The 18,512-nt window shown below is 57.2% G+C and carries 20 protein-coding genes and 1 pseudogene; 6 read left to right on the forward strand and 15 right to left on the reverse strand.

The window, feature by feature from the left end; genetic code table 11:
• Positions 1-69: 69 nt before the first annotated feature.
• A complete protein-coding gene (locus ACVW0C_RS03375) occupies positions 70-1,032 on the reverse strand; it encodes a sigma-70 family RNA polymerase sigma factor (protein ID WP_457384344.1) in 963 nt (320 codons plus the stop codon).
• Positions 1,033-1,293: 261 nt separating this feature from the next.
• Here ACVW0C_RS03375 and ACVW0C_RS03380 point away from each other — a divergent pair, with 261 nt between their 5' ends.
• The 5 genes from ACVW0C_RS03380 to ACVW0C_RS03400 all read left to right on the forward strand — a co-directional run bounded on the left by ACVW0C_RS03380 (position 1,294) and on the right by ACVW0C_RS03400 (position 5,799).
• Positions 1,294-1,479, forward strand: coding sequence for a DUF2256 domain-containing protein (locus ACVW0C_RS03380; protein WP_041437321.1), 186 nt, complete (start codon positions 1,294-1,296; stop codon positions 1,477-1,479).
• A 49-nt stretch (positions 1,480-1,528) separates the two neighbouring features.
• Positions 1,529-2,005: a phosphate-starvation-inducible PsiE family protein gene (locus ACVW0C_RS03385; RefSeq protein ID WP_457384368.1), complete on the forward strand. Its 477-nt coding sequence runs from the start codon at positions 1,529-1,531 to the stop codon at positions 2,003-2,005.
• Positions 2,006-2,226: 221 nt separating this feature from the next.
• On the forward strand, positions 2,227-2,706 hold the full coding sequence (locus ACVW0C_RS03390) for a peptidylprolyl isomerase (RefSeq protein ID WP_414356714.1): 480 nt from the start codon (positions 2,227-2,229) through the stop codon (positions 2,704-2,706).
• Between the two features lie 110 nt (positions 2,707-2,816).
• Positions 2,817-4,091: a gas vesicle protein GvpJ gene (gvpJ, locus tag ACVW0C_RS03395; protein ID WP_457384345.1), complete on the forward strand. Its 1,275-nt coding sequence runs from the start codon at positions 2,817-2,819 to the stop codon at positions 4,089-4,091.
• A gap of 124 nt (positions 4,092-4,215) precedes the next feature.
• Positions 4,216-5,799, forward strand: coding sequence for an NAD(P)H-quinone oxidoreductase subunit N (locus ACVW0C_RS03400; protein WP_457384346.1), 1,584 nt, complete (start codon positions 4,216-4,218; stop codon positions 5,797-5,799).
• Between the two features lie 11 nt (positions 5,800-5,810).
• On the opposite strand, the gene ACVW0C_RS03405 is transcribed toward ACVW0C_RS03400, so the two are convergent.
• The 14 genes and pseudogenes from ACVW0C_RS03405 to ACVW0C_RS03470 form a co-directional block, all read right to left on the reverse strand.
• The gene (locus ACVW0C_RS03405) at positions 5,811-6,056 is read right to left on the reverse strand and encodes an alanyl-tRNA editing protein (protein ID WP_202943694.1); all 246 of its coding nucleotides are present in this window, start codon (positions 6,054-6,056) and stop codon (positions 5,811-5,813) included.
• Positions 6,057-6,063: 7 nt separating this feature from the next.
• Complete coding sequence (locus ACVW0C_RS03410) at positions 6,064-6,519, reverse strand: alanyl-tRNA editing protein (protein WP_457384347.1); 456 nt, start codon at positions 6,517-6,519, stop codon at positions 6,064-6,066.
• A 60-nt stretch (positions 6,520-6,579) separates the two neighbouring features.
• On the reverse strand, positions 6,580-7,392 hold the full coding sequence (gene phnE / locus ACVW0C_RS03415) for a phosphonate ABC transporter, permease protein PhnE (RefSeq protein ID WP_457384348.1): 813 nt from the start codon (positions 7,390-7,392) through the stop codon (positions 6,580-6,582).
• Entirely contained in the window at positions 7,392-8,201 is an 810-nt protein-coding gene (gene phnE / locus ACVW0C_RS03420) for a phosphonate ABC transporter, permease protein PhnE (RefSeq protein ID WP_457384349.1), read from the reverse strand. The genes phnE (ACVW0C_RS03415) and phnE (ACVW0C_RS03420) overlap by 1 nt, the downstream gene beginning before the upstream one ends.
• Positions 8,202-8,270: 69 nt before the next feature.
• Positions 8,271-9,080 (reverse strand): phosphonate ABC transporter ATP-binding protein, encoded by an 810-nt coding sequence (gene phnC, locus ACVW0C_RS03425; protein WP_457384350.1) that lies wholly within the window; start codon positions 9,078-9,080, stop codon positions 8,271-8,273.
• A gap of 141 nt (positions 9,081-9,221) precedes the next feature.
• The gene (phnD, locus tag ACVW0C_RS03430; RefSeq protein ID WP_011433081.1) at positions 9,222-10,199 is read right to left on the reverse strand and encodes a phosphate/phosphite/phosphonate ABC transporter substrate-binding protein; all 978 of its coding nucleotides are present in this window, start codon (positions 10,197-10,199) and stop codon (positions 9,222-9,224) included.
• Between the two features lie 349 nt (positions 10,200-10,548).
• A complete protein-coding gene (phnD, locus tag ACVW0C_RS03435) occupies positions 10,549-11,505 on the reverse strand; it encodes a phosphate/phosphite/phosphonate ABC transporter substrate-binding protein (protein WP_049749639.1) in 957 nt (318 codons plus the stop codon).
• 257 nt (positions 11,506-11,762) lie between these two features.
• Positions 11,763-13,015, reverse strand: a pseudogene (locus ACVW0C_RS03440) (ABC transporter substrate-binding protein).
• Between the two features lie 211 nt (positions 13,016-13,226).
• Entirely contained in the window at positions 13,227-13,796 is a 570-nt protein-coding gene (locus ACVW0C_RS03445; RefSeq protein ID WP_414357899.1) for a photosystem I assembly protein Ycf4, read from the reverse strand.
• Between the two features lie 320 nt (positions 13,797-14,116).
• Positions 14,117-15,184 carry an S-layer homology domain-containing protein gene (locus tag ACVW0C_RS03450; protein WP_457384351.1) on the reverse strand — a complete coding sequence of 356 codons (1,068 nt, stop codon included), beginning with the start codon at positions 15,182-15,184 and terminating at the stop codon, positions 14,117-14,119.
• 45 nt (positions 15,185-15,229) lie between these two features.
• Positions 15,230-15,544, reverse strand: a complete 315-nt coding sequence (locus tag ACVW0C_RS03455) for a DUF3181 family protein (RefSeq protein WP_011433076.1) — start codon at positions 15,542-15,544, stop codon at positions 15,230-15,232.
• Positions 15,545-15,607: 63 nt separating this feature from the next.
• Positions 15,608-16,237 carry a hypothetical protein gene (locus tag ACVW0C_RS03460; RefSeq protein ID WP_457384352.1) on the reverse strand — a complete coding sequence of 210 codons (630 nt, stop codon included), beginning with the start codon at positions 16,235-16,237 and terminating at the stop codon, positions 15,608-15,610.
• 35 nt (positions 16,238-16,272) lie between these two features.
• The gene (locus ACVW0C_RS03465) at positions 16,273-16,857 is read right to left on the reverse strand and encodes an anti-sigma factor family protein (RefSeq protein WP_457384353.1); all 585 of its coding nucleotides are present in this window, start codon (positions 16,855-16,857) and stop codon (positions 16,273-16,275) included.
• Between the two features lie 2 nt (positions 16,858-16,859).
• Complete coding sequence (locus ACVW0C_RS03470) at positions 16,860-17,522, reverse strand: sigma-70 family RNA polymerase sigma factor (RefSeq protein WP_457384354.1); 663 nt, start codon at positions 17,520-17,522, stop codon at positions 16,860-16,862.
• Positions 17,523-17,776: 254 nt separating this feature from the next.
• Between ACVW0C_RS03470 and ACVW0C_RS03475 the strand changes: the two genes are divergently transcribed.
• On the forward strand, positions 17,777-18,505 hold the full coding sequence (locus tag ACVW0C_RS03475) for a Crp/Fnr family transcriptional regulator (protein ID WP_457384355.1): 729 nt from the start codon (positions 17,777-17,779) through the stop codon (positions 18,503-18,505).
• The last annotated feature ends 7 nt before the right edge of the window (positions 18,506-18,512 follow it).

Below are 18,512 nucleotides of genomic sequence, written 5' to 3' on the forward strand. Positions count from 1 at the left end.
AGAGCTTTGCTGAACATAAACTGCTGCGGAATCCTGGGTTTCGCCTGTGGAGCAGCCGTGGCCTACTGCCTAAAACGAGGTCATCCAATCTGCCAAAATTTCCTGTCGGCGTGGATGGCGCAGTTTGCGCATGGCTCGTGCTTGAATTTGTCGGACGCGCTCTCGAGACAGGCCGAAGAGCTGACCAATTTCGGAGAGAGTGTGCAGGTGGCCATCTTTCAGCCCATAGCGGAGCTTGAGGATTTCTTGCTCTCGGGGGCTGAGCTGCTCCAGCATTTCTTCCAGTTGGGCAGACAGCAGGTGCAAGTCCATTTGCGATTCGGGAGTGAGGCTGTTGGCGTCCTCGATAAGCTGCATCAGCTCCGTATCTTCCTCTTTGCCGACCGGAGTATGCAGCGAAAGAGTTTGGCGACCGGCTTCCAAGAGGGTTAAGAGAGCGTCCAGCTTGTCGGGGGAAATCTCCAGAGCTTTGGCAATCTCTGCTTGGGTGGGGCGACGGTTTAGGGTCTCGGTCAGCTCCCGCCGGATCCGCTTCACCTGGTTGAGCTTTTCTACCATATGCACCGGGATCCGCACCAGGCGCCCCTGATTGGCAACGGCGCGGGTGATCCCTTGGCGAATCCACCAGTAGGCGTAGGTGGAAAACTTGTAGCCGCGTTCGTACTCAAATTTTTCTGCGGCTCGGATCAGGCCAATGGTGCCTTCTTGAATCAGATCCAGAAACGGCACACCGCGATTTAAGTACTTTTTGGCAATCGAGACCACCAGGCGCAGGTTGGCCCTAACCAATTCCCGTTTCGCCCGTTCCCCGGCGGCTCCCCCCTCTGCAATCAGCCGTCCCAATTTCACTTCCTGGTCGGCACTGAGGAGTGGGTAGCGAGCCATTTCCCGCAAAAATACGCCCGCTGAGTCTTCCGAAAGCGAGGCTTGGGTCGCTCGGTTGCCGGGTTTGCTGAGCCGTACCTCAACCCGTTTCGGTGGGGGGGGACAATTCTGAACAGCTACATCCATCCCATTCGGTTGAGACTTCATACAAACTCACATCCACAAGCGGATGTTGGAAACTTTGCTTGGATACAGGACAGAACCGGTTGACCCTTCAGCAAACCCAGCTCCCTGCAGACACAGGGCAGAGATCTCGCCGGATTTCAAGAGGCTACTCGATTTCTCTAGGTTCAGACTTCAGCTTTTGCTAAGGTGGGGCGCAGACTAAACACTTCCGTGATGGTAACGGTCAGCATCCGGTAGGATTGTTAAACTGACTACAGAGTTGACCTTGTTTTGCAGTGCACCATGCCACGCCAACGGAAGAAATCGGATTTGCCCAGCAAGATTTGTCTCACCTGTCAGCGACCCTTCACCTGGCGCAAAAAGTGGGCCGACTGTTGGTCGGAGGTGAAATACTGTTCTGAGCGGTGTCGCAATCATCGCCCCAAGGGATCCCTGCCTGCTTCCCGGCAAGACGGTTGGGACGGATAATGTTGTCTCAGGATCAGGACATAAGGGTTTGGATCTGTCGGGGTTGGCGATGCGGTTTCTCAAGTGGCTGTTGCACAATCCCCACGAGACAGAAGAGGAGGATCCCTTTTTGCGGGCCATCACCCGCCTGGAAAGCCTGATCTCGAAGCTACTGTCAATTTTGATGATCGGGCTAATCACAGTAGCAGTGGTGGACTTGGCCCGGTTCTTGGTGGCAGATTTGCTGACCGAGCCAACTGGGTTTTTCTCCACCACTTTAATAGAGATCTTCGGCCTCTTTTTAAATATTCTGATTGCGCTGGAAATTCTGGAGAACATTACCGCCTACTTGCAAAAGCAGGTGGTGCAGGTGGAGCTGGTGATCGTCACCTCTTTGATTGCGGTGGCCCGCAAGATCATCATTTTTGATTTCGAGAAGCTGGGGGGGTTGGAGCTCATTGGCTTGGGGGCAGCAACGTTGGCCCTCTCGGTGAGTTATTGGCTGGTGCGGCGAGCCAAGCCTCCATCCAAGTCCGGGGAAAATTAGGCTAGGACAGAATCCTGGTACGATGGGGATGGAGCTTTCCTGCAAGAAACGTGCGTGTGCGATCTAAGTTGGCCAGCCTGGTGAAGTTAGCTGTGCTGATGGTGGTGCTTTGGGTGGGGCTGAGTGCTCTCCCTGTCTTGGCCCGCCCGCATTCTTCTCGCGATTTGCTCCTGGCACAACACTTGGGCAAACCCGTGAAAACCTACAACAGTCCCCCGCCGATGGTGATCGACCCGGCCAAGTCCTACACGGCCACGATGGAGACCACCGCCGGCACAATGGTTCTGGAGCTGTTCCCGCAAGAAGCTCCCCTCGCCGTCAACAATTTCGTCTTTTTGGCCAACGACCACTTCTACGATGGTGTCATCTTTCACCGCGTGATTCGGGGCTTCATGATCCAAGGTGGGGATCCCACGGGTACAGGGCGGGGTGGGCCGGGCTACCGCTTTCCCGATGAGCCGGTGCAACGTCCCTACAGCCGCGGCACTTTGGCTATGGCCAATGCTGGCCCCAACACCAACGGCAGCCAGTTTTTTATCATGCACGCCGACTATCCGCTGCCGCCCAACTACACGATCTTTGGGCAATTGATCGAGGGAGAGGATGTCTTGGATAAAATTGCAACGGCTCCCACCGGCCCCCAGGATCGCCCCCTGAAACCGGTGGAGATCAAGTCGGTTCGCATCTTGGAATCCAATTAGGTTGGGCCAATCGGGTGGAACAGTTTGGTTAAATTAACTTGGCCTCTGGCCCCATTTTTGCAACTTGCCCCCAGGGGGACTCAGGTATGGAGTTCGCTAGGCCCCGGCGAATGTCCCCCCGCATTCTGGTTCTGGATTTTGATGGTGTGCTCTGCGATGGGCGGGCGGAGTATTTTGCTTCCTCCTGCCGCGTTTGTGCTCAGGTGTGGGGCCTGGCTCCTGCTCAGCTAGAGCCGCTGCGTCCTGCCTTCGACCGTCTGCGCCCGCTGATCGAGACCGGCTGGGAGATGCCTTTGTTGTTGTGGGGGCTGCAGCAAGGGATCCGGGAGGAAGACTTGCGCCAAGACTGGCCCAGCTGGCGGCAGCGGTTGTTGCAGCAGTCAGGGATCCCTGCCCTCTCTCTAATCCAAGCGTTGGATCGGGTGCGGGATCGTTGGATTGCAGAGGATCTGCAGGGGTGGCTGGGGCTGCACCGGTTTTATCCGGGGGTGGCGGCTTGGCTACGCCAGGTTCAGGCTGCAGGGGAGCCGCGCTTGGCCATCCTCAGCACCAAAGAGGGACGGTTCATCCAGCAGCTCTTGGGCCGAGCAGGGATCCAACTGCCGCGCCACCGCATTCTGGGCAAGGAAGTGCGCGCCCCCAAGGCCACCACTTTACAGCGGCTACTGGCTGCCGCCCAACTGCCGGCTGAGGAGCTGTGGTTTGTGGAGGATCGCCTGCAAACGCTGCGCCAGGTGCAGAGGGTGCCGGAGCTGGAGCAGGTTCTCTTGTTTTTGGCCGACTGGGGCTACAACCTACCAGAGGAAAGGGAAGAGGCCGCTCGGGATCCCCGTCTCCATTTGCTCAGCCTGGAACAGCTTTGCCAGCCCTTTGACCGTTGGATTGCCCCTTCTCCCCCGCCGCGCTTTTCGATCAGTCCCGCCAGCTCGGAAGACTTGAGCCAGGCTCGGCCCACCCCTGGCCGGAAACGCCCGGAAGCCGGTTTGGCCTCTCTGGTGCTGACCTTGGTGGAGCTGTTGCGGCAGTTGATGGAGGCGCAGGTGGTGCGGCAAATGGAGGCCGAGCGCCTTTCTGCAGAGCAGATTGAGCGGGCCGGCAGCAGCCTACAAGCCTTGCGGGAGCAAATTCGACAAATCTGCAGCCTGTTGGAGATTGACCCGGCGGATTTAAACCTGGATCTCGGAGATCTGGGCACCCTCCTGCCCCGCCAGGGGGACTACTACCCTGGACAACCCCACCGCGAGGGATCCGTGCTGGAACTCTTGGATCGCCTGATCCACACCGGCATCGTCATCGATGGGGAGATCGACCTGGGGCTGGCGGACTTGGATCTGATCCACGCCCGCCTGAAGTTGGTGCTCACCTCCAGCGCCAAGCTCTACTGAGCATGTAGATTGAGAGCGCTGATGGAGACGATTGGGAGAAGAGATGCCTGAAGCGGAAAGAGAGACCGGAAATCGCGGTATGCTGGCTGTGGATCCCCTTAATCTCTCTTCATAGTCTTCTCCTATGGATGTCTTTGCCCCAACCGGAAACCTGTATGCCGGTGCCATTTGGCCGGAAGTGGTGGTTACCCTCACCCTCTTGCTCGTCTTGGTGGTGGATTTGGTCGGTGGTTCGGCGGCGCGCAAAAGTCTTCCGGCCCTCTCCATCTTTGGCTTGATTGGGGCTTTGGTGACCTTGGTGTTGCAGTGGCAGCAGCCCCAGTTGGAGAGCTTCTTGGGCAGCTTTGCGGCGGATCCCATCAGCATTCTCTTCCGTGGCCTGGTGGTGGGGACGGCGGTGCTGACGGTGATGATGGCAGAACGCTACATCGCCCAGTCGGGAGCCCCCACAGGCGAGTTTTATGTGTTGCTGCTCACGGCCACCTTGGGGGGCATGTTCCTCTCCGGGGCGACGGACTTGATCCTAGTGTTTGTATCTTTAGAAACGCTGGGCATCGCCAGCTACCTGATGGCCGGCTACACCAAGCGGGATCCGCGTTCTTCCGAGGCAGCCCTGAAATATCTCTTGATCGGGGCCAGCAGCACAGCCATTTTTCTCTACGGCATGTCGCTGCTCTACGGCCTTTCGGGTGGGCAAACGAAGCTGGAAGCCATTGCCTCCTCTATGGGGGATGCCGGCTTGGCAGGGATCATCGCTTTGGTCCTCTGCATTGGTGGTATCGGGTTTAAGTTGGCGGCAGTGCCCTTTCACCAGTGGACTCCTGATGTCTACGAGGGATCCCCAACGCCGGTGGTGGCCTTTTTGTCAGTGGGATCCAAAGCAGCAGGCTTTGCCTTGGCGGTGCGCTTTCTGGCCACCGTGTTTCCGGCCATGACGGAAGAGTGGCGGGCGGTGCTCTCGGTGCTGGCCATTTTGACCATGGTGCTGGGGAATGTGGTGGCCATTGCCCAAACCCGCCTCAAACGGCTGCTGGCCTATTCTTCCATTGGACAGGCGGGCTTTGTTTTGATCGGCTTGGTGGCGGGCACTGAGGCCGGCTATGCCAGCTTGATCTTCTACTTGATGGTCTATTTGGCCATGAACTTGGGGGCCTTTTTGTGCATCACCCTGTTCAGCCTGAAGACCGGCACCGACGAAATCAACGAGTACAGCGGCCTTTACCAGAAGGATCCCTTCCTCACCCTGTGCTTGAGCATTTGTTTGCTCTCCTTGGGTGGGTTGCCGCCTCTGGCGGGCTTCTTCGGCAAGCTGTATCTGTTCTGGGCCGGTTGGCAGGCGGGGGCCTATACCCTGGTGTTGGTGGGGTTGGTCACCAGTGTTATCTCCATTTACTACTACGTGCGGGTGGTGAAAACGATTGTGGTGAAAGAGCCGCAAGAGATGTCGGTTTCGGTGCAAAATTACCCCGAGACCAACTGGCAGGCAGAAGGTATGCCTGCTCTGCGGGTCGGTATGGTGTTGACTCTGGTGGCCACCATCTTTGCCGGGATTCTCTCCAACCCCTTGTTTACCTTGTCCATCCAGGCGGTGGAGCAAAGCCCGTTCTTAGGGTTCCCGACAGCACAAGCGCCCATTCCAGAGTCGGCGAGTCTTCAGGTGGCAGTCGATGGATCTTTGGGTTCATTGACTCAGCCCAGCCAAGGGTAGTCTGTAGTTTTTCAGGGATCCACCAAGCTGACCACAATGCGTCGGTTTTGCTTGCCTTTGCTTTCGATCTTGCTCACCACCAACTTGCCAATTTCTCCTGTCGCCCGTACATGAGTGCCGCCGCAGGGTTGCAAGTCCACATTCTCAATTTCCAGCAAGCGCACTTGCCCCTGTCCGGTGGGGGGCTTGACCGACATGGTGCGCACCAGGCTGGGATTGGCTTTTAGTTCTTCATCGCTAACCCAGCGGGGGTTCACGGCGTGGTTACCTTGTACCAAAGCATTGAGACGCACCCGTCAGGGTTTCTTTGTCGGGTTTTTCTCCAGGGATGTTAAAGTCCAATCGGCTTTTGCTTTCACCCACCTGACCCCCCGTAACGCCACCTTCTACCACTGCACAGAGCAGGTGTAGAGCCGTATGCATGCGCATGTGCCGATAGCGACGTTCCCAGTCGATGCTGGCGCTGACTGACTCCCCCAGACTGAGGGGTGGGGATCCCTCTGCCGGGATTTGGAGGATGCCCGTTTCCCCCTTTTGGGTATCGACAATCGGGATGACACGACCGTCCGATGTAATCAGGGATCCCGTATCGCCGGGTTGTCCACCGCCAGTGGGATAGAATACCGTCCGATCCAACTGGATCCCGTTATCCACAAGGGCAATTACCCGAGCCTGGCAGGTGGTGAGATAGGCCTCCGCCCGAAACAGTTCTTCCGTCATGAGTCATACAGTTGTGCTGTTGCAAACTGCCCTTCACCGTAGCCTATCCGGATCCCTGGGCTAAATCAGAGCTTGCCGGGCCTTGGCGGAGATCCACTCGCTGATGAGCACAGAAACGAAGATCACAAGCAGGATCATGCTCACCTGATTCCAGCGCAGGGTGTTGATGGAAGCATCTAGCTGTAGGCCAATTCCACCGGCACCGACCAATCCAACCACCGTAGACTCTCGCAAATTGATATCCCAACGGTAAACTGTTACCCCGAGGATGTTGGTGATCACCTGCGGCCAAATGGCATAGCTCAGTACCTGGGCACCGCTAGCCCCCGTGGAACGGATCGCTTCTACTGGCTCTTCGTTAATCTCTTCGATGCCTTCATAGATCAGCTTGCCCATAAATCCGATAGAGCGTAGGGCAATGGCTAAGGTTCCGGACAAGACCCCTGGCCCAAGAACAACCACCAGGATCAAAGCCCAAATCAGGGAGTTAACCGAACGGGTGCCGACGATGATGAACAGGGCGATGTAGCGCACCAGCAAATTGGGAGTGGTGTTGCGGGCTGCCAAAAAGGCCACCGGCACCGAAATCACAAAGGAAAGGGCCGTACCCAATGTGGCAATGTTGAAGGTATCCCAAAGGGGGCGCCAAAGCTGTGACATGTAGTCCCAACGGGGCGGTACCCCCCGCGAGAGCATTTCTCTTCCCTGGCGCGGTGCATCCAGCACAAAGCCCCAGGTGGTACGGTCTGCAATGAACTTAGCGCAGGCAAACATCAGTAACAGCAGAGCCAACCAGAAGGCATACTCAAGCAAAGTTTGCTTTTGATTGCGCCACTGCCAGGTCTTGATCCCACTGCTTTCCAGAACAGGCATTATTGCACCCTCTTGCGAATCCAACCAGAACTCAATTCCACCACCATCACCAGAGCGATAATCACAAGGATGATGGCAGAGGCCGTGTCATAGTCGTAGCGACGTAAGGAGGTGTTCAGGGTAGAGCCAATCCCACCGGCACCGACAATCCCCAGAATGGCCGCCTCCCGAATGTTGATGTCGAAACGATACAGAGTCAAGCCGATCATGCGGGGCAACACCTGCGGCACCACCGCGTAGCTGACCATTTGGAGCCAAGAAGCCCCCGTGGAGCGAATCGCCTCCACCTGTACTGCATCAATTTCTTCGATGTCTTCTGCCAAAAGCTTGCTGAAAAAACCCAAACTCCCAAAGATGAGGGTGAGCACTCCAGCAAAAGGCCCAAAGCCAAACATGACCACAAACAAAATGGCGATGATCACCTCTTGGAAGGTGCGCGACAGGGCAATCAGGCCACGACAAACCAGGTAGACCGGCATTGGCACCAAGTTGCGTGCGGCCCCAAACCCCACCGGAACCGCGACAATAAATCCTGCCACGGTGGAAATGGCGGCCATGGTCACACTTTCCAGCATCCCGGTGAAAATCAAGTTGCCGCGGGTGGTGAAATCGGGATGCAAAAAGGCCAACAAGAGACGGCCACTACGCTGCATACCGCGGGCTACCCGGGCTGGATCGAAATTGAGAGTAGAAAGCGCAAAGATCAGGTAAATGACCGCCCCAAGAATCAGTCCCCAGCGAACCCAAGGATTTTTAATCAAAGGTGGTGGCGACCATTGGCGCCCGCTCAGTGTCGTTGCCTGTGCCATGGGTGTGCTCCGCACTACTGACTTCTATTGACTTCTACTGACTTCTGCAAGGGATCCCTTAGTGGGTGGCTACTCCAGCCGAGACGGCTTCGTTTTCTTCGGAGTCTTGGGCTGGGCCAGAAGCGGGCCAGAAGCATTCCAATCTTCTTCGCCGTAGATTTCGTTTAAGACGCTGGGGGTGAGGCAATTGGGGGGGCCATCATACACCACTTCCCCAAACCGCAAACCGACGATCCGCTGGGCAAACATTTGCGCTAGAGGCACATCGTGAATGCTGATGATCACCGATAGGCCCCGCTCTGAAGCCAGCTCGTTGATCAGGCGCATAATTTGGCGGGAGGTTTTCGGGTCCAAACTGGCGGTCGGTTCATCCACCAATAGCAGCTCTGGGTTTTGCAGGAGAGCCCGGGCGATTCCCACCCGTTGCCGTTGCCCCCCAGACAAAGCATCTGCCCGCTTATCAGGAAAGTCCGACAATCCCACTCGATCGAGTAAGCGGAAGGCTTCGTCGATGGTGGCTTGGGGAAACTTGCGGAACCAGCTTTGCCAAAAATTGACGTAGCCCAACTGACCCGCAAGAACATTTTCCATCACGGTCAGGCGCTCCACGAGGGCATATTCCTGAAAGATCATGCCGATTTTGCGTCGTGCTTGCCGCAACTCCCGGGTGTTCAAGCGAGTGAGGTCGATTCCATTGAGCCAAATGCTGCCACTGGTCGGCTCCACCAAGCGGTTGATGCAACGGAGCAGCGTACTTTTCCCAGCACCCGAAGGACCAATCAAGGCCATCACCTGCCCATCGGGAACTTCTAAGGTCACCCCTTTCAGGGCCATATCGCCTGTGGGGTAACGTTTGCTGAGGGAGTCGATACGTAGCATCTTGATAACCTACTTGAAGTGGACATTTGCAATTGCGGGCCTTCTAGAACCAGATGTTTGCAATCTTGAGAGAATTTTGAAATCAGAAGGGATCCCCTATGGCTTGCCCTGAACAAGGGATCCCGATTCTGTTCAGCCCACCTATTGGGGAGGGGCATTTTCTTGAATCAGCCGGATCACTTCCCAATCTTTCTTGTAGGTGATGGGAGCAAAGGAAGCTCGGTCAAAGGCTTTTGCCAACTTAGTGCCTGCAAAGTCAAAGGTATAGAAGGCCTCGCGGATTTTCTCCTGCAGCTGTGGATCCAAATTGTGAGCATAGCCAAATGGGCCGCTGGGGAAAGTAGCCGATTTGTAGAGGGTACGAAACTGATCGCACTGCACTTGTCCGGCGATGCACATGCGGTTGAGCACATCGTTGGCAATGGGGGCCGCATCGTAGTCTCCGTTGAACACACCCAAAATGGAGTTTTCGTGCCCCCCAGAGAAAGTGGCTTCGTAGTCCACACCGTCCTTAAAGCCAGTTTCCGCCTCGATCAAAATACGGGCGCTGATGTAGCCGGAATTGGAGGAGGGCTGGGTGAAAGCAATGCGGCGGCCTTTGATGTCTTCTAGTTTTTCCAAGCCACTATCGATGCGAGTGATCACTTCCATTTCGTAGCCAAAGCTACCATCTTCCTTGGCAAAAACGGCGAAAGGCACAAAGCCTGCTTGGTTCACAGCGCGGGGGGTACAGCCGGTGCAGGTGCCCATGATGTGTAAACGTCCGGCCCGCATTGCCTCGGTTTGGGCGGCCTCGGAATCAACTGGCACAAATTGCACATCTTTACCGGTCACTTGCTTGAGGTAGTCGGTAAATTCCTGCCAGGTTTCTGAATAAACGGCGGGATCCTCGGAAGAAGTGTAGGAGATGAGCAAAGTGTCAGGATTGACAATTTGAGCGGGATCCGTCGGAGTATCCGCCACCAGATCCCCATCGGCATCACAATAGCGCTCATCCATGCCTGCCGGACGAGGGCAAGATTGAGCTTGAGCAGATTGATAACCCACTAGCACAGCAACCAAACCAGCCAGGGCAAGGCTTTTGGATAACAGACGAGCCACAGAGCAAAACGCCAACATTGCAAAAACCCCCGAATGCAAGATGAAGCAAACCGTTATCAGCTAAAAAACACAAAAGTGGGCGAGAAGATCCAGCTAATCAAGAGACTTGATGTGAATTCATAAGCTACAGAACCCAAAGAAGATCTGCAAAACTCACGTCGCCTAACGAAACTTAATAATATAGTAGCGCTGTTTGACCCCTGTAGAGTTAAGACAGGTTTAATAGGAAGTTAAGAGTGGGTTATCACATACTCGTCGAGATGGGGTATGGACGGAACCAGCCAGTGCGATTTCTCTAGATTCAGCTCTAGATTCAGAACTATGTAAATCAGGGATCCTCTCTGGGCAGGGGATCCCTGAGGACTGCCTAAAGCGTATATTCCACGCCCTCTTCTTCCTGAATGCGACGGATGATCTCCCAGTTTTCTTGATAAGTAATCGGTGCAAAAGCTACCCGGTCAAAAGCTTGTCGCATGGCTGTGCCCTCAAACTCAAAAGTAAAGAAGGCTTCTCGGATCCTTTCTGCCAGCTCAGGGTGGAGATTGTGGGCATGGCCGAAAGAGCCGCTGGGGAAGGTCTCCGATTTGTAGAGGCTGCGGAACTGGCTACAATCCACTTGCTCGTTGAGGCACATGCGATTAAGCACATCGTTGGCAATGGGGGCGGCATCGTAGTCTTCGTTGAACACACCCAAAATGGAGTTTTGGTGGCTGCCAGAAAACTCGGCGATGTAGTCTCCTGCCTCATCATCCAAGCCTGTCTCTTGTTTGATCAAAATGCGAGCACTGATATAACCGGAGTTGGAGGAAGGATGGGTAAAAGCTACACGACGACCGGCAATATCATCGAGGGCTTGAATATCGCTATTCACATGAGTGATCACTTCCATCTCGTAGCCGATGGATCCATCTTCTTGTTGGAAAATGGCAAAGGGCACAAAGCCGGCAACATTCACGGCTACAGGAGTACAGCCTGTGCAGGTACCCATAATGTGTAGACGTCCAGCGCGCATTGCCTCGTACTGAGCAGCCTGAGAATCGGCAGGGACAAATTGCACCCGTCTACCGGTGACTTCCTCTAAGTGAGCGGTGAATTCAGCCCAGGTATTGGCATAGACAGCTGGCTCTTCTGAGGAGGTATAAGACACCAACAGCACTTCCGGATCTACCCACTCCGAGGGATCCTCCGGCAAATCGGCAACCAGATCCCCCACCCGATCACAGTAGCGGGCATCCATTTGAGGAGGGCGGGGACAGTCTAGACGAGCCTGAGAAAGGCTGCTGCCCAACCCCAAGGTGACAGCTCCCGCCAATCCAGCTCCCATCACCAGCTTTCCCAACGGGATCCGAGTTCCAAAAGAAGATAGTGTCATCATGAATAAAAGCTCCCAACTATGGCAATCAACAAGAGCATCTGACGAACCCAGAAGAGGTAAAAATTCCTCCTCTAGGCCCTAGAAGTCTTGCCTGAAAAGCAAAAACCATCTCAAATTCATTGAGATGGTTCATTCATTTGTATTTATGTCATATTACAGTTAATAAATTTTTAAGAAGAGTCTAGGATCTCGTTAAGGTTGCTCCATTAGCGCCCGCCAATCACAGCGATGTAGTTGGTCACCCATTCGTAGTAGGGCACACAATCCATCCGGCCATCCCCACAATCGGCCACCGGCGTCTTCCAGAAGGAGATGCGCTCAAAATTGTCGATGCCATTGGTTTGGCAACCTTCCGGCCCCAGCAGCTCACTGGCCTGACAAGCGGCTGGCACCACCGGCACCGACCCAAACCAAGCCGCCAGATCCCCTTGCACCTTCGGGTTCAAGGAATGTTCCATCCACAGGTAGGCACAGTTGGGGTGTTTGGCGGTAGCGCTGAGCATGGTGGTATCAGACCAGCCGGTGGCTCCCTCTTCCGGTACCACGCTGGCGATGGGCTGTTCCTCGTACTGCAACAGGTTCACCTGGAAGGGCCAAGAGCCGGAGGCCACCACTCCTTCGTTGACAAAATCATCCACCTGCACCGCCGCATCGTGCCAGTAGCGTCCAATCAGTTGCCGCTGCTGTCGCAACAGATCTAGGGCGGCATCAAACTGTTCACGGGTTAGCTCATAGGGATCCGTGATGCCCAATTCTGGGCGGTGGGCCTTCAGGTAGAGGGCGGCATCGGCAATGTAGATGGGGCCATCGTAGGCTTGGATGCGGCCCTTGTTGGATTTGCCGTCTAGCAGGATTTTTTCTTCAAACACCACATCCCAACTGGTGGGGGGTTCCGGGAAAACCTTTGTGTTGTACATCAACACGTTGGATCCCCATTGATAGGGTTGGATCCCCATTGATAGGGCACGCCGTAATGCTTGCCATCCACAGTATGCCAGGGAGCATCCTGCAGGCGCGGGTCGATGGTCTCCCAACTGGGGATCAGGCGGGGGTTAATCTGCTGCACCCGTTCCCCCTTGATCAGTCGCAGGGTGGCATCGCCGGAGGCCGTCACCAGATCAAAGCCGCCCTCATTCATCAGGGCCACCATCTCATCGGAGGTGGCTGCCACCTTAACGCTGACTTGGCAGCCGGTTTCTTTCTCAAACTCGGTCACCCAGTCATAGGCGGGATCCGTTTCCCCCCGTTCGATGTAGCCTGCCCAAGCCACAATCGAGACCGCCCCTTCTGGACGACCCAAGCGATACAGGGGCCCGCGAGCAGCATGGGCGGAATGGGAGGTCAGCAGCAGCGTGAGCAAGGCCAAGCCCAATGAGAGCAGAAGAGTTAGCCAGAGGCGAAACAGAATAGACCCCAGCTTCTTGGCCTGTAGGGGAATGAAGGGGTTCAGGTTGGCCATCACAGGCTTCTCCCAGGCAACAACTGCGCTGGCATCAAGGGTAGATCATTCCTCGAAGAGATCCCGCTACATTGAAAACAATCTCGACAACTCTCTATTCGACTCCACAGTTCTGGATCCCCCTCAATGGTTTCACTGTTGCCCAAGGATGGGATTCCGTCTCGCTCAAGCGACCAGCAGGGCGGGGTCAAAGCAATGGCACCGCAGGGAATCAAATGCCCTCTAAGCTGACGTTGAGAAAGCGGGCAATCTCGGCGGCTTGGTTTTCAATCTCGGCCAAAGAAGGCGGCTGCCCAACGCCGGTGAGGGGGATGTCGCCACGTCCTTTCACCCGCAAGTAGATGGCTCGGCGGGGGTTAAGCCCCTCTCTCAGCTCCACCCGTAAGCTTTGCACATCGGCAAAGTCATACTCCAGGCGGACTTCACGGTTTTTGCCCGGAAAGCCCTGGCGCACCAGCGTTATCTTTTGCGTGCGCCGGTCGAACTCGTTGTAGCCGCCTCCCAAGTTCCAATACAAACTCAGCCACTGGTATAGCCCCGCCAGGGATCCGAGCACCCCGTAAAAGAGCATGGCAATGCCCTGGGGAATAAACACCAGGCTGGCGGGATCGGAAAAGGGGAGCAAATTGCGGTGGAGATAGCTGGAAAGGCCGGCCAAGGTAAAGCCCAGCCCTCCCCCCGTCAGCGCCACCGCCCAAAAGTACACGCTGGGCCGCCGCGACCCAATCACGGTGTAGCGCAGCAGATCGGCAGAACGGATTTCAGGAACAATGGCGGACACAGTTGGGATCCCTGCGGGTTTTCCAAGGTTGGCTTCTCTCATTTTATTAGGTGGCAAGGGCTCTCCCCGGCAGAGGGGCGCTCAGGGGACTGTCAAGAGCCAATGCTGCCCAGGGAGTGGCGACGGAAGTGCTCTGCGCTGCACAGCCCTCACTGCTAGCCGCTTTCTCGAAAGGAAAAGGAGCTGGGGAGCGATGGAACGAGCCGTTGGGTTGCCCCTTGCAATGACTGTAGCAGGGATCCCTGCTGGAGCTCTGAGGTGTTCCATCTGCTGATAAAACCTGGACAGTATACGCCGATGGGATCCCTCTCACCTCAGGGTTAGGGCTTACCCGGCGTGACGATCCTACCCTCTCCTGGGGCGACTTCCGGGGGGTTGGGTCGGGTCTGCCCAGGGGGCTCATCAGCAGCATTCGAGGGAGAGGCAGGGTTGGGATCCGGCTTGGGAGAAGCCGTCTGCTCCGGTTCTGCGGCAGGGGGAGAAGGCTGAGGCTCAGGGGTTGGGTCTGGCAAGGCTGGCGGCTGGGGTATGGCGTCTTGGGCCGTTCGTTCCCCAAAAGCCGACAGGGCGATGGCGGCTTCCCCGCGGCTAACCGGCTCGAAGGGGTTGAAGGTGCGGATGGGGCCAAAGGTGCGCAGCACGGTGGAGGCATTCTCCAGACTGCGATCCGCTACCAGAGCAGGAATGGCTTCAGGAGGAATTTGCGCCGCATCGGTGAACCCCCAGCGCTCCTCCAGCTCCGCTCGGGATCCCTTGATCTGGCCGGGAGGTAAGTCCAGAGGCACCTTCATGCGGATCAACTCTGCCCGCGACAGCAGGCTGTTGGGGCGAAACTCTCGATTGGCATCTCCGGCAATTATGCCGGCAGCTCCCAGGGCTTGAATGTAGCGAAAGTTGGGATCCTCTTCCGGCACATCCAAAAAGAGGGGGCGTTCCGAGGGGGATCCCAGGCGGATTTGCCGGCTGGGCTCATCGGCGTGGATGGCGTTGTTGGCCAACACCAGCCAACGGGCAAATTCTCCGCGACGAACGCTGCGCTGCGGCTGAAATTCGCTGCTGGAGATATCGGCAAAAACTCCCAACCGATCTAGGTATCCCACCGAACGGGCCACCAGAGATCCGGGCTCCAAGTCTGTAAAGCGGCTGCTGTCCGGGCTGGGCAGGGGTGAGGAAGGGGTGGGAGCAGTGGGGATCGAGATAGAGGGCGGGATGGATCCCGGCGAAGGTTGAGGCGAGGGAGGTGCCAGCGGCTCGGATTGGGCTGTGGGCGGGCCCACTGGGCGTACAGCGCGCTCTAGCTGTTCTCCCCACTCGGTTCCCTGACAGGCCGACAACAGCCAGAGCAGCGGAATAAGGCTGCCGAGCTTGAGCCAGAGGCCGGGCCGCATAGGTTTAGACTGATGATGCACCGCTCTACCTTTCTCTATTGGTCTCTATTGGGCCCATTTGCGGCTGAACTCCTCCAGCACGTCCAGCAGGTTAAGCAGGCTTTGCATCGGCAGGAGATCGGCCAGGGGCAATTCTTTGCGCCCACCCCCCACTTTCACCGGGATCCCTTGCAAGATCTCTGTGACGGCGTCCTCATCCACCTTGCCTGCCATCACCTGGGGTGCCAGTCGCTCCGCCAAAAGGGTATGCAGGTGGGCATCGCGCAGGTAAAGATGCCAGCGGGCCACATCGATGTAAACTTCTTTACCAATGGCAGCAGCTAATTGCTCAATGTCTGGGTTGCTGGGCACTTTGGCCATCGCTCAGCTCCGTTGGGGGTTGCGTCTGCCCTTGCTCAATCATAACCCGAACCCAAGGACTCCTCAGGGAGAGCTGGCAGCCGAGCGGTCGGGTAGAGGTAGGGCGAAGTTCTCTTGCAACTGCCGCAGCATCAACAGGTGTTCCAGAGCTAGGCGATCCCGTTCTGTCCGCAACTGGCTCAGTTGGGCCTGAATTTGGCGGATATCGGCCTCGTCGGAGTCCCAGGTTTGCAAAAGGCGGTAGAGGCGCTCTTGTTGGTTGGCAATTTGCCGGTTTAGGCGGGCTAGACGGCGGCTGAACTCCACATCCATTTCCTCTGCCAGCTCGGGATCCGGCAGCAGGGCCAAGCGATCCCAATGGATGCCCAGGTCGGCCAAGCTTGGCGGGGACGGATCCAACTCCTTGAGGAGGGGGAAATCCGGAAAGGGCGATAGCTCCGTCTTGGGAGGGGTCCATTGGTTTTGATCGGGGGCAGGGGTGAGACGGGATCCGGGTGAAGGCAGGTTTGTGGGCTGGGGGGCAGGCTCCTGTCCACTGGGAGAGGGGCGCAACTCCTTCGGACTCTGTCCCGCCGGCGCGGACGGCGTTGCCAGATGGCTACTGCTGGGATCTGCCTGGGCCGACAGGGATCCCAGACTGCATAGCCAAAGGCAGACTCCTAGCCCACAAGCCCAGCGAACTGCTTTTTCCACCCTGCGCTCCTCAGTCTTTCTCAAGCCTGCTTAGGTCATTCCCAGCCCACCTCGGCCCTGGTCGCGTTGGCGGGGCGAGATCCACGGTTGGGGATTGTCTCAAACAAAATCGAGTAGGCATCTTGCTTTTGCCCCGGCTCGAAAAGATAGCGTTGGGCAACACGAGCAGAGGCAGGCACGATGGCCACACGCACCGGCGGATCTTCCAGCGATACCAAAGGCTGGGGATGAGACCAACGCCATCCCACCCAGCCCGCCCCTGCCAAGGCCACTACAGCCGCTGCCACCCGTCCCCAAGGGGTGCCCTTACGTTGCCGCCAGCCCAGGTCGAGCATTGGCCGCCGATCCAGCTCAGCGAACACACGGCTGATCAACAGCTCCGTCTGGATGGGATCCAAGGTGGGGGCCTTGAGATTGGCCAAACCGGCCTGCAGAGCTGCCAGTTGGCTGTACAGTTGCCGCGCCTGAGGATCGCTGGCCAGCCAATCTTCCACCTGCCGCGCCTCTTGAGACGACAATTCCCCATCCAAGTAGGCGCTCAACTGTTCAAAGCGCTCATCCACCACCGGCAGCTCTTGCTGGGGATCCCTGGGGTCGGGGTTGGGGTTGCCGCGAACCATGGTCATTCACCATTAAGGTAGGGTTTTAGGGTGGATTGTAGGCGGGCGCGGGCGCGCGCAATGCGAGACTTAACAGTGCCCAAAGACACCCCTGTGATCTCGGCAATTTCCTCATAAGCCATTCCCTGAATTTCCCGCAGCAGGATTGTCTGGCGAAAGGCCTGCGGCAAGTCGCGGACGGCTTGGTGCAATCGCTCGTAGAACTCGCAGGTGGCGAGGTGCTCATGGGGACTGGGGCTCTCGCTGGGCAGCTCCCATTCCATCTCGCTATCCCGCATCTGAATCGGCGCATCCAGAGAAAGGGGCTGCTGCTGTCGTTTGCGCTTGCGCAGCTCGTCGTAAAACAGGTTGGTGGCGATCCGCCCCAGCCAGCTGCGAAATTTTGCCGGCTCCTGTAGGCGTTTCAGGTTGCGGTAGGCCCGGATCCAAACTTCCTGGGCCAAGTCATGCCGGTCCTGCCAGTCCGGGGCAAGATGATAGAGCACCTTGTCCACATGGGCCTGATGGCGACGCATCAACTCGGCAAAAGCCTCCCGATGGGGCTGGGATCCCTGCTGACAGAGCAGCACCAGATCCGCATCAGCGAGCTTTTCGGGCCGCACAGGCACGTTCTTCACCAAGACCGACCAGCGCTGGCCACTGATGTCGCTGAGGGCAGCATCCATAGGCATCCATAGGTTGTAACAACAGCAACAGCGGAGGGCTCCCCTCCCAGACAGAACCTCTGTTGCCCAGACGAAATGGCAGAGTTTGGGTTCCCCCCACCCTCAACCGCAGGGTAGCTCCAGAGGCTCTGAGGGCCATACCGGCAAGACTCCACAGCAAGACCACCTCCTCACTAGATCTTGGCGCACATGGCGGGGTGGTGGATTGCAGGATAGCTCTTGAGTTGATAACTGGGCTACAGTGGGCTTGCGGTATGGTAAAACCCCGACCCGGCATGACTTCCGATGCTCCTGTTGCCGTCCTCTCCGAGCTCAAGGCGGTGCCCATGTTGGCCGAACTTTCGGCAACGTCCTTGCAATGGTTGGGATCCCAGGTCAAGCTGCGGGATATCCCGGCGGGACAGGCCCTCTTCATGCAAGATGCCTGGGGCAGCGTAGTTTATCTGATCCTCGCCGGCTGGGCTAAGGTGCGGCGGGCTTTGCGGGCGCAAGACAGCACCAAAACCCTTGCCTTGCTGGGGCCGGGCGCTTGGGTGGGGGAAATGGCGGTACTGGACGAAGCTCCCCGCTCGCGAGATGTGCTGGCCCTAACCCCGCTGCGGGTGGCCGGGATCCCGGCGGCAACCTTCAAAGCGCTGATGTTGCGGGAGCCGCAACTGTGTTACCAGCTGGCCTGCAGCCTCTCCCGTCGCCTGCGCCTGGCCAACTTGCAGGCGGATCTTGACCAGCAGAGCCCCCCGCTGCGAGTGGTGCATACGCTGGTGCAACTGGCGGAAGCTTTTGGCGAGAAGACCGCCCAGGGGATGCGCATTGTCTACCCTCCCCCCCAGGATTTGGCCGATATCAGCCAAGTTAGCCGGGAGACAGCCCTGGCGGTACTGAGCCGTCTGCAGCAGCAGGGGGTTATTCAGCCGCTGCCGGAGCAACAGTCTTTGCTGCTGATCCAGTACGCCAAACTGGTAGAGGCCACCCGTCTGCTTTAGATATTGA

Source organism: Thermostichus sp. OS-CIW-26 (assembly GCF_054058395.1).

Excerpts from the sequence above, each read along its gene's own strand:
- ACVW0C_RS03375 (WP_457384344.1), bottom strand. The coding sequence starts at position 1,032 with ATGAAGTCTCAACCGAATGGGATGGATGTAGCTGTTCAGAATTGTCCC.
- ACVW0C_RS03380 (WP_041437321.1), top strand. The coding sequence starts at position 1,294 with ATGCCACGCCAACGGAAGAAATCGGATTTGCCCAGCAAGATTTGTCTC.
- ACVW0C_RS03385 (WP_457384368.1), top strand. The coding sequence starts at position 1,529 with ATGCGGTTTCTCAAGTGGCTGTTGCACAATCCCCACGAGACAGAAGAG.
- ACVW0C_RS03390 (WP_414356714.1), top strand. The coding sequence starts at position 2,227 with ATGGTGATCGACCCGGCCAAGTCCTACACGGCCACGATGGAGACCACC.
- gvpJ (WP_457384345.1), top strand. The coding sequence starts at position 2,817 with ATGTCCCCCCGCATTCTGGTTCTGGATTTTGATGGTGTGCTCTGCGAT.
- ACVW0C_RS03400 (WP_457384346.1), top strand. The coding sequence starts at position 4,216 with ATGGATGTCTTTGCCCCAACCGGAAACCTGTATGCCGGTGCCATTTGG.
- ACVW0C_RS03410 (WP_457384347.1), bottom strand. The coding sequence starts at position 6,519 with ATGACGGAAGAACTGTTTCGGGCGGAGGCCTATCTCACCACCTGCCAG.
- phnE (WP_457384348.1), bottom strand. The coding sequence starts at position 7,392 with ATGCCTGTTCTGGAAAGCAGTGGGATCAAGACCTGGCAGTGGCGCAAT.
- phnE (WP_457384349.1), bottom strand. The coding sequence starts at position 8,201 with ATGGCACAGGCAACGACACTGAGCGGGCGCCAATGGTCGCCACCACCT.
- phnC (WP_457384350.1), bottom strand. The coding sequence starts at position 9,080 with ATGCTACGTATCGACTCCCTCAGCAAACGTTACCCCACAGGCGATATG.
- phnD (WP_011433081.1), bottom strand. The coding sequence starts at position 10,199 with ATGTTGGCGTTTTGCTCTGTGGCTCGTCTGTTATCCAAAAGCCTTGCC.
- phnD (WP_049749639.1), bottom strand. The coding sequence starts at position 11,505 with ATGGGAGCTGGATTGGCGGGAGCTGTCACCTTGGGGTTGGGCAGCAGC.
- ACVW0C_RS03450 (WP_457384351.1), bottom strand. The coding sequence starts at position 15,184 with ATGCGGCCCGGCCTCTGGCTCAAGCTCGGCAGCCTTATTCCGCTGCTC.
- ACVW0C_RS03455 (WP_011433076.1), bottom strand. The coding sequence starts at position 15,544 with ATGGCCAAAGTGCCCAGCAACCCAGACATTGAGCAATTAGCTGCTGCC.
- ACVW0C_RS03465 (WP_457384353.1), bottom strand. The coding sequence starts at position 16,857 with ATGGTTCGCGGCAACCCCAACCCCGACCCCAGGGATCCCCAGCAAGAG.
- ACVW0C_RS03470 (WP_457384354.1), bottom strand. The coding sequence starts at position 17,522 with ATGGATGCTGCCCTCAGCGACATCAGTGGCCAGCGCTGGTCGGTCTTG.
- ACVW0C_RS03475 (WP_457384355.1), top strand. The coding sequence starts at position 17,777 with ATGGTAAAACCCCGACCCGGCATGACTTCCGATGCTCCTGTTGCCGTC.